This is a genomic window from Konateibacter massiliensis, assembly GCF_900184995.1.
GTDB lineage: Bacteria > Bacillota > Clostridia > Lachnospirales > Lachnospiraceae > Lachnotalea > Lachnotalea massiliensis.
The window spans coordinates 1,034,822-1,051,238 of record NZ_LT860099.1 but is presented as its reverse complement, the minus strand read 5'-3'; the positions used below and the strand labels follow the sequence as shown (position 1 = coordinate 1,051,238).

Sequence of the window (16,417 nt, the reverse complement as noted above, 5' to 3'; positions counted from 1 at the left end):
CTGCAAGGTGCGCATAAATAGTAGCGCAAAAACAGCGCGGAAAAGAGGCTAAAATGATTAAATTTGGAACCGGCGGTTGGCGGGCAGTTATCGGAGATGAATTTACGAAGGAAAATATACAATTACTGGCACAGGCGCTTGTTAATAAAATGAAGAACGAGGGGGTTGCCGAAAAGGGAATTGTCCTTGGCTATGACAGGCGATTTCTCTCCAAGGAAGCAATGCAGTGGACGGCAGAAGTGTTTGCGGCAGCAAAGATAAAAGCATTCCTGATTAATAAATCTTCGCCGACACCTCTCATCATGTATTATGTGATGGAGCATGGCTTTCCTTATGGAATGATGATTACTGCCAGCCATAATCCGGCTGTTTATAACGGAATTAAAGTATTTACTGAAGGCGGGCGTGATGCGGATGAAGTGCAGACAAAGGATATCGAGGAATATGCGGCAGATATCAAGCCGGAGCAGATAGCAGCAGTTGCCTATGAAACCGGACGAGAAAGCGGATATATTGAAGAAATCTACCCGCTCAACGAATATTTGGATAATATTATTGCCGCTGCCGATATGGAAGCAATTAAGCAGGCAGAATTAAAGGTGGTATTGGATCCGATGTATGGTGTCAGTGAAACTTCGCTTAGGACTATTTTGCTGACTGCCCGCTGTGAGGTTTTCACAATTCACGAGCGACATGACACTCTGTTTGGCGGAAAGCTGCCGTCGCCGTCGGCGTCAACGTTACATTCCTTGCAGCGCACGGTATTGGACCGCAGATTTGATATCGGTATCGCCACGGATGGAGATGCCGACCGCATAGGAGTTATCGATGACAAAGGACAGTTCTTACATCCGAATGACATTCTTGTGCTGTTGTATTATTATCTGGTGAAATTTAAAGGCTGGCATGGTGCAGTTGTGCGAAACATTGCCACCACGCACATGTTAGACAAGGTAGCAAAGCAGTTTGGTGAAACGTGCTACGAGGTTCCGGTGGGCTTTAAACACATTTCGGCAAAGATGCAGAGCTCCGGAGCAATTATCGGCGGCGAGTCCTCCGGTGGACTCACGGTGCGGGGACACATCAATGGCAAGGACGGAATTTATGCAGCTGTCTTATTGGTGGAAATGATTGCAGTTACCGGTAAAAAGCTGTCGGAAATCATGGAGATTATTCATCAGGAATGCGGCTATATTTTTATGGAGGAGCGAGATTATAAGTTCTCCGAGGAAAAGAAGCAAGAGATTTTTACCACTCTGATGCAGGATAAAAAAATCCCCGAATTGCCGGATGAGGTTGAAAAGATTTCTTATCTGGACGGAAGCAAGGTTTATTTCAAAAACGGTGGCTGGGTCATTGCCAGATTTTCCGGTACGGAACCGTTGCTGCGTATTTTCTGTGAAATGCCGGATATGGAATCGGCGAAACGAATATGCGATATCTATGAGGAATTTCTTTCACTTTGATGAGGAGAAACGTGACTACAAAAAGGCAGATAACCAAACAGTTACCTGCCTTTTTTATGTCATAGAAAATTCCTTCGAATTTATCCGTTTTTTAATGCGACAGATAAGGAAACTAATTACCTACCTCCTGCTCGATGTGCTATAATATTCACAACAAGCAAGGAACAATAATCGAAATAAAAATAGAAAACAAGGTGGGGGAAAAGGATATGAAGATACAGAAAAAAGGTGCGCGGGGACCGAAGTCTTTAAACAAGCGCTTACTGCTCTTTATGATTCTGTGCTGGGTAGTGCCTGTCACAGTTTTTTTTGCATTTACTACGGTTTCTTACCGAGAAGGAATTATTGAAAAAACCGAGGGGCTGATGGCAGACCAGCTCTCGAATGCGTCGTCGTTTGCCTCCATTCGCATTGATGAGGCAGTGAGCTTGTGTCAGCGTCCTTCTTATGAAAAGACTTGGGAAAATGCATGGAATGCTTATGAGAAGACGATATCAGAAGGGACCCAAGGCAGGAGAACCGATTTTTTGATGGAAATTAACAGCAGCCTGAAAGGTAAATTCTATCTGGATGAACGCTTTAATCTCTATGCTTTTTATATAAACGGGGAAACAAATCCTGGCTGTTATGCCTCACGAACGGGTGCTTCCTATAATACATATGTGGAAACGATTCAACCGGGGATAGAGGAAATCAAGGATATGAATTCCTCTTACACCTATGTGAAGGTATTGGAGAACCGGATTTTTATTATCCGTAACCTTTATACGACCAATGATTATGAAAAATTCGGCACTTTGGTTGTGGAATTGAATAAGCACAAGGTATTTCAAGATGTGCCAACGAGCATTCGAAATCAGCTTACAGTCTGCGTGGACGACAAGGAGAGTCTGCTGACTTTTGCGACAAATGATGAGGACTTGGACAAGGCAAGGGCAGCGTTGACAGAAAAGCTGTTGGAAAGCTATGACAGGACAAGCCAGAGCCAGATAACGAAGCTTTCCCAAGGAAAATACAACGGCTACTTATTTCAGAAAAAGTATGATAATTATCACATCGGAATTGTTTACCAGATATCGAGGGCGAGCATGTATTCCAGTCTGTATGAGTTGTATTTTATTGTGCTTTTTATGCTGGCAATTTTTATTCCTTTGATTTCATACGGTGCTTTCTTCTTAAAAAGGCAGATTCAAAAACCGATTTCCAGACTGATTAGGGCATCAAAGGAAATGGAGGACGGAAAAATCGGTGTTGAAATACAAGGAGAAACGATGCCCAATGCCGAGTTTACCTACCTGATGGAGAGCTTCAACAGCATGTCTTCGCAGGTGAAATATCTGTTTGATTATGTGTATGATGAAAAGCTGGCGAGAAAAGATGCGCAGATACAGGCATTACAGGCGCAAATTAACCCGCACTTTCTGAATAATACGCTGGAAATGATGAATTGGCAGGCAAGAATGTCAGGGGACGTTGTGATATCAAAGATGATTGAGGCACTTGGAACTGTGCTTGATTACCGTATGAACCGTGCCAATGTAAAGAAAATCCATCTGGCAGAGGAATTGCAATGTACGGATGCCTATTTCTATATTATGTCGATGCGGTTTGGGCAGCGCTTGCAGATTGAGAAGGAGATTGATGACAATCTGCTTGATTTGATGGTGCCCCCGCTTATCCTACAGCCAATTGTGGAAAATGCAATTGTGCACGGAATTGAAAGGGTAAAGAGCGGAACGATTCTCGTGAAGATATACCGTGAGGGTGAGAATGTATACTTACAGGTGAGAAACAGCGGCAAGCTCATCAAGAGAAAGGACATGGAACAGATTCAGGCTCTGCTGGGTGGAGATACGGAGATACCGCAAAAGCCAAATGAGCACACTTCGATTGGAATCCGAAATGTAAATCTGCGAATCAAGCTGGTATACGGCGAGGAATACGGACTAAGCATTGAGCAAAGGGAGGAGGGTATGACGTTCTCCACGATTGTTATTCCTTACCAGAAGCGAGAGGAGAGCCAGTCCGAGGAGGAGCGCATCCGTGTGGAGAATGAATTGAAAAAGATACAGAAGAGCCGGAAGGGACAGGTGTGAAGCTGCAAGAGGGCATTTTCATAGCGGTTTGCGGATATACACAAAGCATATTTTGCCAAAATACAAATTGATAGCAAGAATATACAAATAATGTCAAGTAGGTCTAATGTTTTTTGGAGATATTGCACGTATAATATAGTTACAGTAAGCTACATTGTTACTACTATTATATGAAGGAGGATATGATATGAGAAAGAAAGTTTTATCACTATTGCTTGCAGGAGTAATGACAGCTTCATTACTTGCTGGATGCACAAGCAAGACTGAGGATGCAGCAAACACGGGGGACACTGCAAACACGACAAACACAACAGAGGAACAGGCAGCTACACCGTCTGATGATGCAAGTGCAGAGCAGAAGCCGGTAACCCTGAAAACGGTCTCCATGTTTGGAGGAACTGATCCGAACGCCGTTGTTTATGAAGCAATCAACAAAGAATTTATGGAAGCAAACGGTTACATTACACTTGAGGACAACTCACAGTCTTCAGACGAAGACTGGAAGGCAGCAGTTGCAGCAGACTTTGCGGTAGGAAATGAGCCGGATGTTATCCAGTTCTTTACCGATGCAACAGCTAACACCGTTTTGGCAACCGATAAATTTGTGTCATTGGAAGAAATTCGCGCCGAGTATCCGGATTATGCAAAAGATACTTTGGACTCTGCATTGGATGCAGTAACAAATCCAGACGGAGTGCAGCGTGCAGTACCAACCACAGGTTATTGGGAAGGTCTCTACTGTAACAAGGATTTATTTGACCGATATGACGTAGCACTGCCAACTGATTGGGATTCTTTGGTTGCAGCAATTGAAGTATTTAAAGATAAAGGTATCATTCCAATTGCTTGCTCGCTCAACAATGTGCCTCATTACTGGGTTGAGTACCTGATGTTATATGCAGCCGGCGGCGAAAGCTATGGTACAGTTCCGGAAACAGCTCCAGCAGAATGGGTAAAAGGACTTGAAACATTTGCTACATTGCGTGATATGGGTGCTTTTCCAAAAGACACCGATACTGTTGATGATGCTTATACAGGACAGCTATTCAAAGATAAGAAGGCTGCTATGCAGTTGGATGGTTCTTGGTTTGCAGGCGGTATAGTAGATACAGAAAACACTGTAGTTATCGCATTCCCTGGCATCGAAGGACAGAAAGCAGAAGCTGGCGCAATGGTTGGCGGTATTTCCAGCGGATTCTACATCACCAAGAAAGCTTGGGACGATCCAGACAAACGTGATGCAGCTGTTAAGTTTGTAGAAGCACAGACTTGCAAGAGTGCAGTTCAAAGATACTGGGAAGCAGGCGGAGCGATTTCCAAGGCAGCCGTTGAAGTAGAGCCGATTGATGGAATGACGAATCTGGCATTGTCCGCACTGGAATATACCAATGCAGCAACCAGCATCAACGCACCGACGGATTCCAGACTTGGTCAGGAACCATATGCAGTGATTATTTCCAATATCGTGAAGATTTCAACCGGTGCAGCTTCCGCAGAAGATGTACTCAATGAATCATTAGCCTTATACGCACAGAGAAATAAATAAGATAAAATGAGTAAACAGAGGGGCATGACCTTTCATGGCTCCTCTGTTTTTAATTCATGACAAGTGAAGCTGCCTGCAGATTCATCTTGTTTACCAGAAAGGTGGAAGAAAGATGTTATATAAGAGAAAATGGCCATTGTTTTTTTTCCTAGTGCCGGGATTGCTGTTCATGCTGATCTTTCTTTACATTCCATTTATAGAGAATATTAAAAATAGTTTTTATGATATGACCGGTATTATACAAATGCCGGGAACAAAATGGGATTTTATTGGGTTCGAAAATTACAAGAAATTGTTCACCGACCCAGATGTAAGAACTGCATTAAAAAATTCATTGATTATGATGGTGCTGACGGTTGTCTTTGAAGTGGGAATCGCTTTTATACTGGCGGTTATGGTTTCGCGGACAAAGCGGCTTCAGCAGGTTTTCCGTACAGTCTATTTCTTTCCTGTAGTAATTTCTGCAACGGCAATCGGTCTGCTGTTTAAGTTGTTCTACAACTACGACGGCGGTATGCTCAATCAGATACTGGAATCCTTCGGAAAGGAGCCGGTGAACTGGTTAAGCCCAAGCCTTGCACTGATTATGGTCTGCATTCCGACCCTGTGGAGCTACATTGGATTTTATTTTGTCATCTTACTGACCGGTTTAAGTGATATTTCAGATGATATATATGAGGCTGCCTCCATTGACGGCTGCGGTGGCTTTAAGCAGGTATTCTATATTACGCTTCCTTTGATGAAGAGTGTATTTTTCACCTGCATGACGCTTGCGCTGACCGGAGCGCTGAAGGTATTTGATCTACCATGGGTAATGGTGCCAAACGGAGCGCCGCAGGGAGTTACACATTTCCTTGGAACCTATATGTACCAGTCGACCTTTGTAATGAGTAATTTTGACTATGGCTCTACACTTTCCATTCTGATTGTTGTGCTAGGAATTGTCATATCAAAGGTAGTTGGAATATTTACGCGGGAAAAAAAGGAAGGGAGGTAATGTCATGAATCCGAAAAAGAAAATAAAAGTAAGTCAGGTTATTATATATGTTCTTCTGACATTATGGGCAGTAACGACGATTTTTCCGTTTGTTTGGGTTGTTTTAAACTCCTTTAAACCATCGGCGGAAGTATTGACTTCCTCGTTCTCCCTGCCAAAAGTTTTTACGATGCAGAATTACCAGACTGCATTCAGTAGGCTGAATGTGCTGAATGCCTATAAGAATAGTTTGATTATTTCCGGCAGCGTGACGGTAGGTGTTATGATTTTGGCGGCATTGATGTCCTTTGGGTTGAGTCGCTATGAGTTTAAAGGAAAGAAAACGCTTCATAGCTTGATTATTGCCAGCCTGATGTTTCCGGTATTCTCCACAATCATTCCAGTCTTCCGTATGATTGTTTCATGGGGGCTGCTGAACAATAATGTTGCCGTAATATTACCGCAGATTGCGGGAAATTTAAGCTTTGCAACGATTGTTATGCTTGGTTTTATGCAGAGTATACCAATCGAAATGGAAGAGGCCGCCTACATGGAAGGAGCCAATGTATTTCGGGTATTCAACAAAATCATCGTGCCGCTTTGCAAGCCGTCATTATCGACTGTCGCTATTTTTAGCTTCCTATGGTCATACAATGACTTGTTTGTACAAAAGATTATGATAAGAGATAAGACAGAGTATCCGATTTCTACCTTATTACAGGAGATAAGTTCGCAGTACGGAACAGATTTTGGATTGATGGCGGCATCCGTAACCATTATTATTTTGCCGGTGCTGATCGTATATATGCTGCTGCAGAAGAATATTGTCAAAGGCTTGACAGCGGGTGCAATCAAGGGATAAAGAGTGGTTGCTTTAAAACGCTGTAGGTAGTGTGGCAGGTACAATGGAACATTGGAGTCGCTGAGTAGCCGGCAACAAATGTTTTGTTGCACCTGCTTTTCTTATTTAACCTTATCAAGGAAGTCCCCCGCTTTGACTAATTGAAATTTATTACTTTATGATTTTACGGAAAGTTTTCAAAATGTTATAATGGGTAGTAGTGGGAATAATATTTTGTATATAGTATAAAGGAGAGAGGGCCTATGTATAAAGTGATGCTTATCGATGATGAACCGATTATTGTGGAGGGCTTGTCAAGAAGTGTGCCATGGGAAAAGTGGAACTGTGAAGTGATTGCTACGGCACATGATGGGCTCGAGGGAAAAGAACGGATAGAAGAATACAAGCCTAATATTGTCTTTATGGATATCTGCATGCCGGAAATGGATGGTTTGCAAATGATTGCTGCGCTCAAATCTCAGTATGAGGATATGGAGGTCAGTATTCTTACCGGGTTTCGTGACTTTGAATATGCACAGAGAGCTATTCGGCTTGGGGTGAGCCGATTCCTTTTAAAGCCATCTAATATGGAGGAAATCGAGGAAGCTATTGAAACGATGTGTGGTAACCTTGCTAAAAAGGATATTGGGGTGAGCCAGAAGACAGATAAGGCGCAGGCACATGAAAAGGCATCCGGAAGCTTTATTGTAAAAAATGCTTTAAAATATATCAATGAAAATTATACAGAGAAGCTGACACTGAGTGAAGTGGCAGAAAAAACCTATGTCAGTCAATGGCATTTAAGCAAGCTGTTAAACGGACACACCGGACAGAGTTTTTCGGAGATTTTGAATTGTGTGAGAATTCAAGAGGCAAAAAAACTCCTGGAAAATCCGGCTTTGCGTATCGGAGATATCTCCATAAGCGTAGGCTTTCAGGATTTGGCACATTTTTCCCGTGTATTTAAGAAACAGGAAGGGATTTCTGCCAATGAATATCGAAACAAGATTCTTTCTCGTTAGGAAACAACAATCGTAGCCCGTTTCTTTCTTTTTGGGGGATGATAATCTAGGGGTAAGAAGCAGACAGCGAAATGGAGGAGAAAATGAAAACAGCAGTAATTGATATCGGGGGAACCGTTATTAAATCAGGAATATTCAAAGATGGAAAAATAACAGAGCAAAGGGAATGTCCGACAAATGCCCAGAGAGGCGGACCGGCAGTTTTAGAGACTGTGGCAGATGTGATCAGAGGATATGAAACGGTGGAAGCCGTTAGCATCTGTACGACGGGACAGATTGATACGGACAGGGGAATGGTAAAGTTTGCAGGACCTAATATTCCCAATTATCAAGGCTTAGAAATCAAAAAGAGGCTATCGGAGGAATTTGGACTTCCAGTATTTGTAGAAAATGACGTAAATGCGGCGGCACTTGGTGAGGCGCATTTTGGCGGAGGAAGAGAGTGTGCGGATTTCCTGTGCCTTACTTATGGAACGGGAATAGGCGGAGCGATTATTCGCGGCGGACAGGTTTATCACGGTGTAAATTTTGGGGCTGGTGAGTTTGGTGGGATTATAGTTCACCCGGAAAACCAGAACAAGGAGGATATATTCAGTGGCTGTTATGAGCGGTATGCATCTGTGACCGCCTTGGTGGCACTTGCGAAGGAAGCAGGGCTTCCGGTTGAAAATGGCAGAGACATCTGCAAACGTATGGGAGAGCCAGAGGTGGAAGAAGTTTTGAATGCTTGGATAAATGAGGTAGCGTTCGGTCTTGTCACGCTGATCCATATTTTTGACCCACAGATGCTTCTACTTGGCGGCGGCATCATGGAGCAGACCGCCATTACAGACAGAATCCAAAAGGCAGTAAGGGAAAGGATTATGGAAAGCTACCGGGGCGTTAAGATAAGTCCGGCGCAGTTGGGTAACCAGGCAGGTCTGTATGGAATGGCGTATTTGGCGGAAAAGGGATTGGGCGTTGTGTGAAACTGCTCAAATATGTTTTGTTTGCAGCTGTAAGCTACGGTATGTTATGAAAGAAAGGCTCGAGTACTTAAAGAAATTAAGTACTCGAGCTATTTTATGTTTTTATGTTTAATGCGTAGAAGAATGTAGGAAAATGTAGAAAAAGACAGATGATATGTAGTTGAAACGCATAATATAATTGATATAATTTACCTATAAATAAAAACGTTAACAATATTAAATAAGAGATGGCGATTAAAGGTAATTTAATTATTTTGCAAGGGTGGTTATAAATGATTTACCTAGATATAGTTTTAAACAATATTAAAAAAAATAAAGTAAAAAGTATTGTTGCGATAAGTATTTGCAGCGTTGTTCTTTTGCTATTAAGCTTATATATAAACAATATACATAGTAGCAAAGTTCAATTGAATGATTTGTCTAAGACTATACCAATTTATTGTCGTGTTACAAATTTAAATGGTTCATTAGAAACGGGACTAGAAATTTCAGAAGATTTGGTGGTGAATATAGAAAATAGTCCTTATGTAAAAGATTGTGGATTTACTGTTCGCATGGTGGCGGGTTTGGGAGACTTTCCTTTAGACGATTGGAAAGAAAAACTTAACTTAGTGGTCGTAGGTACGAATACCGTTAATGCTATAACGGGAATTTCGGTGGAAGGTATTCATATGAACGAAAAAAATGAAGATTTTTTTTCATCAAATAGACCGATATGTATTGTAGGTGAATCAACTATAGAAAAATATCAATTAAAAATAGGAGATACGATTGAACTAAATTTGTTTTATCAATATTATGATGAACAAAAAAAACTTCATTACTCAAAGTTAAAACTTTTGACTGTTGAAATTACAGGGATAATGAATGAAATTACAGATTATAGGGAGCAAATACCTCCGGATATTTTGCTTCCTTTTGAGACGGTTAAGGATACCTTTCATCAGCAAGGAATTAATTTTTTTGCCGATTCTGCTTTTTTTTATGTTGCAGATCCCTTAAAGTTAAATGAATTCAAAAAGGAAATGAAAAAAATCGGTTTATTAGAAAAAGCTCCTGCAGCTGACTATTCCTATCAAGGAAATGCCCTTGCTGTACGAGATAGCACATTTAGAGCATTAGCTACCCAGTTGCGACAGAGTATAGATACATTGCAAGGCTTCTTTCCTTTTATTTTCTTAACGGTTGCTTTTATTGGTTATATAGTAAGCTTTTTAATAATCAATAGCAGACAAAAAGAATTTGCTTTAATGAGAGCATTGGGAACCAGCCAGACAAAATGTTTTCTAATCTTTCTTTTGGAACAATTGTTTTTGATACTGTTAGGTGAAATATTGGGTGGAGTAATAGTAATTCTAGTGTTTCATAAACTTTTAGTAGCTGCATTTGCAGGGAGTATATTTTTGGTGAGCTATCTTAGCGGTTGCATTATTGCGTTATGGCGTATGGGAAAAACCAGCGTGACGGAAGCACTTTTTTGTAATGAGTAAGAAGAAGGTGAGGATAGAAATGATTCAAGCAGAAAATGTTGGCTATATTTACAAAACAAGATTTCAGAAAATAGAAGCATTAAAAAATATAACTTGTTCTTTTGAAGCAGGGAAATTATATTCTATTGTGGGTGAATCGGGAAGTGGAAAAAGTACATTTTTATCCCTGCTTGCAGGATTGGATTTACCAACCTCTGGCTCGATTTATATTGAGGGAAAGGACATACATACTATAAATCGTGATAAATATAGGATGGAACAAGTTTCTGTAGTTTATCAATCATTTCATTTATTTCCACTTTTAACAGCACTAGAAAACGTCGTATTTCCAATGAAATTAAAAGGGATTTCTTCAAAAAAAGCAAAGGAAGAAGCAAAACAGCTGCTAAATAAAGTAGGACTCGGAGATAAAATATTTAATCAATTTCCACAGATGATGAGTGGAGGAGAGCAGCAGAGAGTGGCGATTGCCAGGGCAATGGCATCAGGAGGAAATATTATTTTAGCAGATGAACCAACGGGAAATCTGGACACAAAAAATGAGACACATATTGTAAATCTATTAAAGGACTTAGCGCACCAAGAAAACTATACCGTTATAATAGTGACACATAATTTAAAGGTATCCTTAGAAACAGATAAGATTTTACATATGCAAGATGGAATGTTGATAGAGGTAAAAGAAAATGATTATAAATAGTATAAAGCAGATGTTGCGGATGCCTATAAAGAGCATTTCTTTTTTATTACTACTTGCTTTATCGGGTATGTTTCTTACGCTGGGAGCTGTCTTGTGGATTACGAATCACTCATTAATCCATAGCTATGAAGATATCTTTGTTACGATAGGTACAGTAGAACAAAAAGCTTTTTCTGTCAAACAAACGGCAATATGGGATGCAGAACAAAAAGATTATCAGTTGCGGCAAAAAGCAGTATACTCAAACATTCTTCCTGTCTCTATACTATCTTTTGAAGGAACAAATTATATCAAGGAACCAGAGAAGAGATCGCTTTATGGCTCATATGCGCCCGAATATATATTAAGAAACGAGTTAAATTATACAGATTTGCCAATCATTATAGCTGAGATTACTCCACTTGAGGACTGTGTTCCGGATGAATCAGTTGAGGTTAAAATTAATAAAATTTACTTGGGTGATTCCTGGCTTGAGGGAACAACGCTTTGGTTTTGTAATCATTATACACAAAATCCAAAGCCACTTCAAAAAGAGAAAAGCTACGCCGTAGTATTAAATCGACAGTATTGGACGCATGGAAAACATTATTCCGATATAGCAGGTGAGGGAGAGCAAACTTTTGAATATATTCCAATGCAGCTTTCAGCTATACAATATGAGTCCGACGGTACTCCAATGAATAATGTATTGGAAGTAGAGACGTTAGAACCTTCTCCTTATTATGAAATAACAGAAGATTTTTATGCCTCAAAAATCGGAAAGATACTGATGAATCTGGTACAAGGATACAATATGTTAAAGGTCACGCTACCTGTTACAGGGACCAACGCTACCGTTCTTTTAATGCCGTTTTATAATGGAGACGCCTATATTAATGAGGGAAGAGATATTTCAGAGGAAGAATATGAAAGCGGCAAAAAGGTGTGCCTTGTATCAAGAAAATTTGCAGAGAATAATTCGCTTACGATTGGAAGTACGCTTCATTTAAAACTTTATTATACGAATAGTAAAAAGTCGGCTGGCCAAGTTTATCATCTGGACGGAGGCGGAATGGAACAGTGGATGCCGATTGATGCCAATGGTGAAACTCTTTCTGTTTTTGAGGATAGCCAATATGCTATAGTAGGTATCTATGATATTTCGGCTGGTGCAAGTCAAAGCAATTATAGCATGGGTGGGGATGAAGTTATTGTTCCTATGAAATCTATTAAAAATTGTGATGCATATAATATTATGGAATATGGACCGATGAAAGGAAATACAACTTCCTTTCAGATACCGAACGGAAGCGTTGAAGAGTTTTTAACCGCATGGGAGCAGTATGGCACGAATGAATTACAAATCACATTCTATGACATGGGATATTCACAGATAAAATCTGGGCTGGAAAATATGAAACGTATGTCATTTGTTCTTTTAATTGTTGGTTTCCTTATGGTCCTTTTTCTCTTGTTATTTTATAGTCACTTATTTATTACGAATCAAAAGGAGCGGACTGCTATTGAACGTTGCTTAGGTGTAGAAAAGAAGAAATGCTTAAGTTCCCTGCTCTTTGGAATGCTGCTGATACTTAGTGTGGGTAGTACTTTGGGATGTGTTTTCGGTGGGGGATTATCGCATAACATATCTTCGAAGAATTTAAATAAGATTTATTACGATGCATCATACAGCAGTGTTGCGGATGTAAAAATGGAGGAGCAAGAGCAGGTAGAGGATAAGAATACATTCGTTGTAATAGGAGTTGTAATATCGTCAGATATATTTATTATCCTGTTGGGAATGCTAATTTGCACTTATAAAATAAATCAGAATTTGAAATTAGAACCGATAAAATTGCTTAGTGAAAGAAGAAATATCCTCTAGAATAGTAATTGGTCATAGATAAAGAGCAGGCTGGTTTGAACAATATATGGAGGAATAATTAATGGACATCTAAGTGCACGCTTAAAATAACATGTTTAAATAGAAAATGAGCCGAAATTATGATATATTATAGTTATTGATATCAAAGTTTGGCTCTTTTTACATAAGGCACGTGTATTGGTTTATAGCAATTTGTAACAGCAAATCATTAGCTGGGTATCTACCATTAAAATATTGTAAAATTCGGTTTCTACTGTAAATATTAAGGAGAAATTAAGATGCCCAAAATACTATTACCAAATCACAATATGTCATTAAAAAAACTCTTTATTTTAAGAATTCTTGAGAATTTAGGTGTGCTTTTACAACCGTTTTACAATTTTTAAAAGGAGTTCCGATATGATAATATATATAAATTTGGGGATAAAAGCATATTAAGGCTAATTTATAGGAGAAAATAGAATGCTAAATTATTTAAATAACAACTTAATGTTAATAAATGAATATGAAGAATTATATAAGAATGGAATTTATATTAATACTCTACTAAACAAATTTAAGACAGAGGAGTTGGTGGTAAATAGTGGGTTTGAATATGGGAGATTTAGAGTATTCATAGATAGTTGTTTATTACTGCTGAATAAAGAAAAACTTAACCACTATTATAAAAACAAGTATAGCTTTAAAGGATTTTTTGATGAAATTGGCAATGATGATGAACTAAAGGATTACATTAAATTTGTTAAGAATGAACGAATAACTTCAGATATTTCTGGTGAATATCTTTACTATTCTTTAGAAAAAAAGACAAAAACACCTTGGGATCAAGTTGCGACGATAAGAAATGCAATGGCACATATGCAATATGGGCACTTTATGTCACAAAAAAGCGGATTAATAATTTATTATGACTTATACAATAAAGATAAAGGTATTCATAAGGACTGGGGTATTGTTTTTGAACCCGTCTTACATAAATTTATTCAAATGTTTTTTAGTAATTATAGTTATGGGATATTATTTAAAAACACTTTTTTTTTAAAGTATTCTCTTGAAAAAAAGCGAAAAACTAGAAAATTTAATTTTTATGAGATAACGTGCAAAAATGAAAGTATAGAAATGTATAATGGATATAATACTAATTTGATGCGCGAATTCGCTCATATATCCCATGATCCAGAGAAAGTACTTACTTTTCTATCAAGGAATAAAGAAAAACTTAATATAATAGAAACAGATATTAAAAATATTATCGACAAGCGAAAGTATAAAAAACTTGTAAAGAGATTTAAACTTAATTGTAAAGAAGAATATTTTTATGGATTAAAAACATTACTTGATTTTGAAACTGAACTTTCGAATTTTTTAGCTCATATTGGACAACTTAACGAAGTCTTATATAAGTATTGTATAATTCGTGATAGTGGAAATTATACGACGACTGAAGTAGAATACCATAAAAAACAATTAACAAAAATGATGTTGGAGCTAAAAGAGGATGAGAATGGTAAATTTGCATTTGAGTTGGGATTTATTTATTTAAAGGCAATGAATTTTGCATTAAGGACCGAAGATGATGATTATATTAAAATTAAGTATGCTGATGTTAATGTTTCTATGTTTAATTATGTTGAAGAGTTCTTTGATAAATATTGTACAGATAATAATATTACGGAAAGCAAATTACAGAATTATATTATTGAGCGAATGAGAAATGCTTTAATGCATGGACATGTTGAAGTTTCGATAAGTAGAAGAGGCGAGGTGATATTTAGCTTTTTGGATATCTACAATAAGCGTGAAGAAAAAATTCAAATTTCTTTAGATAAATTGAAAAAATTTTTATCGCAAGAATGTCTATATAATGGAGTTCCTCAAAAAACATCGATATTAGTTGCAAAACCAATTGAAGATGCAAGAAGAAATGAAAACAGTATATAATTAAAGTGGTATTAGGAGTGTAATTTACTATTTTTGAATAATACTCTAATACGATGAACTCTTAACATATATGACCTATAATAAAGAAATATTATACATTAGTGAAAAAAGAGGAGAAGAAAAATATTGCTTCAAATTAGGAGGGATTATGAGTAAGGCATTATATTATCCGTTTATCAACATTCCGGAAGGTAGTTGGTTAACACAATCGCTATTGTATTGGGATGAATTAAGTTGTATGTCACCAAGCATTTATTTCGAACAACCAAATCTTTATAATTTACATATGCAAGAATATATTAGAGAAGGACTTGTTATACCTCTTTCACCAGCATATTTTATCTGGGATATTAAGAATTTCGAAGATAACTTTTTAGAGTATTTAGATTCGGATGATCAAGTTAGCAGAATTCAAAAACGGGTTTATAGGGGATACCGCAATAATTATTTAAATATACATTTTGAAAAACTAGGTTCAATATCCGATCAGTTGATAAAGCGCGGACTAGCATTTAAAGGTCAAGAAGAATGGTTATTGGTAGAGCCATATGTAGCAATTAAATTCATGACATATTTATCATTTCTAATTGGTAGCATAACAAATTATGATCCAATAACAACAGAGAATAATTCTCGATATAATTTTAGGAAGCTTCCACAGAGTTTTAAATATTCAAATCTAAATAACAGTGGAGATATAGAAATAAATAATTATACTGTAAAAATAAATGAATTGTGGACATCAGACAAAATAAGGATTAGTAGAGAAAAGATTTTGAATAATTTATTACCAGCACCATTAGGAAAAATTTCAGCAATAGATTTATTGAGATTTAAGGACAAGCATAGTGTTTCACTAAATGCTTTTAGAAATTATGTAGAAGGATTCTTAATAGATTACGAATCAACAATTGATGAATTGAAAGAAAGTAAAATGGAAATGTTTCTAGCTAATTCCAGAGAACAACAGAGACAACTTGAAGAGGAGATGCATAAATATGGTTGGAAGCATATAAATAGATTTGATTTAGTTCTTTATGGGTTGGATTTATTGACAACATTTAATGCATATCAAGATATGGATATGAGAAATGTTTCATTAGGATTAACGAAATTTGGAATTACTATTTTAAAGAGTCTTTCTGATAATGCCCAAAGACTTAATAATATTAATAAAAAGCCTATGTCTTATATCATAAATGCTTCTAGAATTATTATATAATTAATTTCTTAACTTTTAGTGATGTGGGGATAAATTACTTATAAAGAACAAATTTTGCAAATGCATCTTGTATCAGAAAATAAGAAGCAGTGTAAGTGATTGTTGAGAGTATATATTTGTGGAGTGATATAATCATCAGACTTAACAGTATAACTTTTAGTTAAAACTTATACTGATTAATATAAGCAAATATAGAAGTTGTAATAAGTATTGAAAAATCGGGGACTGATAAAACAAGGGTGTTAATTAAATGATAAAAATACTCTTCTGTTCGCACGGTATGGT

General features: G+C 37.6%; 12 protein-coding genes. All 12 read left to right on the top strand.

Translation table 11 applies throughout. The features are described from left to right. The first annotated feature begins 53 nt into the window (after positions 1-53). The 12 genes from CTY48_RS10635 to CTY48_RS10580 all read left to right on the top strand — a co-directional run bounded on the left by CTY48_RS10635 (position 54) and on the right by CTY48_RS10580 (position 16,132). Entirely contained in the window at positions 54-1,466 is a 1,413-nt protein-coding gene (locus CTY48_RS10635) for a phosphoglucomutase/phosphomannomutase family protein (protein WP_099468473.1), read from the top strand. A 209-nt stretch (positions 1,467-1,675) separates the two neighbouring features. Continuing rightward, on the top strand, positions 1,676-3,562 hold the full coding sequence (locus CTY48_RS10630; protein ID WP_180272706.1) for a sensor histidine kinase: 1,887 nt from the start codon (positions 1,676-1,678) through the stop codon (positions 3,560-3,562). Positions 3,563-3,749: 187 nt separating this feature from the next. Further along, positions 3,750-5,108 (top strand): ABC transporter substrate-binding protein, encoded by a 1,359-nt coding sequence (locus tag CTY48_RS10625; RefSeq protein WP_099468471.1) that lies wholly within the window; start codon positions 3,750-3,752, stop codon positions 5,106-5,108. A gap of 112 nt (positions 5,109-5,220) precedes the next feature. Beyond that, positions 5,221-6,105: a carbohydrate ABC transporter permease gene (locus CTY48_RS10620; RefSeq protein WP_099468470.1), complete on the top strand. Its 885-nt coding sequence runs from the start codon at positions 5,221-5,223 to the stop codon at positions 6,103-6,105. A gap of 4 nt (positions 6,106-6,109) precedes the next feature. After that, positions 6,110-6,946: a carbohydrate ABC transporter permease gene (locus tag CTY48_RS10615; protein ID WP_099468469.1), complete on the top strand. Its 837-nt coding sequence runs from the start codon at positions 6,110-6,112 to the stop codon at positions 6,944-6,946. 242 nt (positions 6,947-7,188) lie between these two features. After that, complete coding sequence (locus CTY48_RS10610; RefSeq protein WP_099468468.1) at positions 7,189-7,947, top strand: response regulator transcription factor; 759 nt, start codon at positions 7,189-7,191, stop codon at positions 7,945-7,947. A gap of 83 nt (positions 7,948-8,030) precedes the next feature. Further along, positions 8,031-8,915, top strand: a complete 885-nt coding sequence (locus CTY48_RS10605) for an ROK family protein (RefSeq protein WP_099468467.1) — start codon at positions 8,031-8,033, stop codon at positions 8,913-8,915. A 272-nt stretch (positions 8,916-9,187) separates the two neighbouring features. Beyond that, positions 9,188-10,405, top strand: a complete 1,218-nt coding sequence (locus tag CTY48_RS10600; protein ID WP_099468466.1) for an ABC transporter permease — start codon at positions 9,188-9,190, stop codon at positions 10,403-10,405. Between the two features lie 19 nt (positions 10,406-10,424). Beyond that, positions 10,425-11,105, top strand: a complete 681-nt coding sequence (locus CTY48_RS10595) for an ABC transporter ATP-binding protein (RefSeq protein WP_236354883.1) — start codon at positions 10,425-10,427, stop codon at positions 11,103-11,105. Further along, a complete protein-coding gene (locus tag CTY48_RS10590) occupies positions 11,092-12,969 on the top strand; it encodes an FtsX-like permease family protein (protein WP_099468465.1) in 1,878 nt (625 codons plus the stop codon). Before CTY48_RS10595 ends, CTY48_RS10590 begins: the two co-directional genes overlap by 14 nt. A gap of 462 nt (positions 12,970-13,431) precedes the next feature. Further along, positions 13,432-14,910: a hypothetical protein gene (locus CTY48_RS10585; RefSeq protein WP_099468464.1), complete on the top strand. Its 1,479-nt coding sequence runs from the start codon at positions 13,432-13,434 to the stop codon at positions 14,908-14,910. A 148-nt stretch (positions 14,911-15,058) separates the two neighbouring features. Further along, the gene (locus CTY48_RS10580) at positions 15,059-16,132 is read left to right on the top strand and encodes a hypothetical protein (protein WP_099468463.1); all 1,074 of its coding nucleotides are present in this window, start codon (positions 15,059-15,061) and stop codon (positions 16,130-16,132) included. The last annotated feature ends 285 nt before the right edge of the window (positions 16,133-16,417 follow it).

What these genes read in the sequence shown, in the direction of transcription:
- CTY48_RS10635 (WP_099468473.1), top strand. Translation starts at nt 54, where the DNA reads ATGATTAAATTTGGAACCGGCGGTTGGCGGGCAGTTATCGGAGATGAA.
- CTY48_RS10630 (WP_180272706.1), top strand. Translation starts at nt 1,676, where the DNA reads ATGAAGATACAGAAAAAAGGTGCGCGGGGACCGAAGTCTTTAAACAAG.
- CTY48_RS10625 (WP_099468471.1), top strand. Translation starts at nt 3,750, where the DNA reads ATGAGAAAGAAAGTTTTATCACTATTGCTTGCAGGAGTAATGACAGCT.
- CTY48_RS10620 (WP_099468470.1), top strand. Translation starts at nt 5,221, where the DNA reads ATGTTATATAAGAGAAAATGGCCATTGTTTTTTTTCCTAGTGCCGGGA.
- CTY48_RS10615 (WP_099468469.1), top strand. Translation starts at nt 6,110, where the DNA reads ATGAATCCGAAAAAGAAAATAAAAGTAAGTCAGGTTATTATATATGTT.
- CTY48_RS10610 (WP_099468468.1), top strand. Translation starts at nt 7,189, where the DNA reads ATGTATAAAGTGATGCTTATCGATGATGAACCGATTATTGTGGAGGGC.
- CTY48_RS10605 (WP_099468467.1), top strand. Translation starts at nt 8,031, where the DNA reads ATGAAAACAGCAGTAATTGATATCGGGGGAACCGTTATTAAATCAGGA.
- CTY48_RS10600 (WP_099468466.1), top strand. Translation starts at nt 9,188, where the DNA reads ATGATTTACCTAGATATAGTTTTAAACAATATTAAAAAAAATAAAGTA.
- CTY48_RS10595 (WP_236354883.1), top strand. Translation starts at nt 10,425, where the DNA reads ATGATTCAAGCAGAAAATGTTGGCTATATTTACAAAACAAGATTTCAG.
- CTY48_RS10590 (WP_099468465.1), top strand. Translation starts at nt 11,092, where the DNA reads ATGATTATAAATAGTATAAAGCAGATGTTGCGGATGCCTATAAAGAGC.
- CTY48_RS10585 (WP_099468464.1), top strand. Translation starts at nt 13,432, where the DNA reads ATGCTAAATTATTTAAATAACAACTTAATGTTAATAAATGAATATGAA.
- CTY48_RS10580 (WP_099468463.1), top strand. Translation starts at nt 15,059, where the DNA reads ATGAGTAAGGCATTATATTATCCGTTTATCAACATTCCGGAAGGTAGT.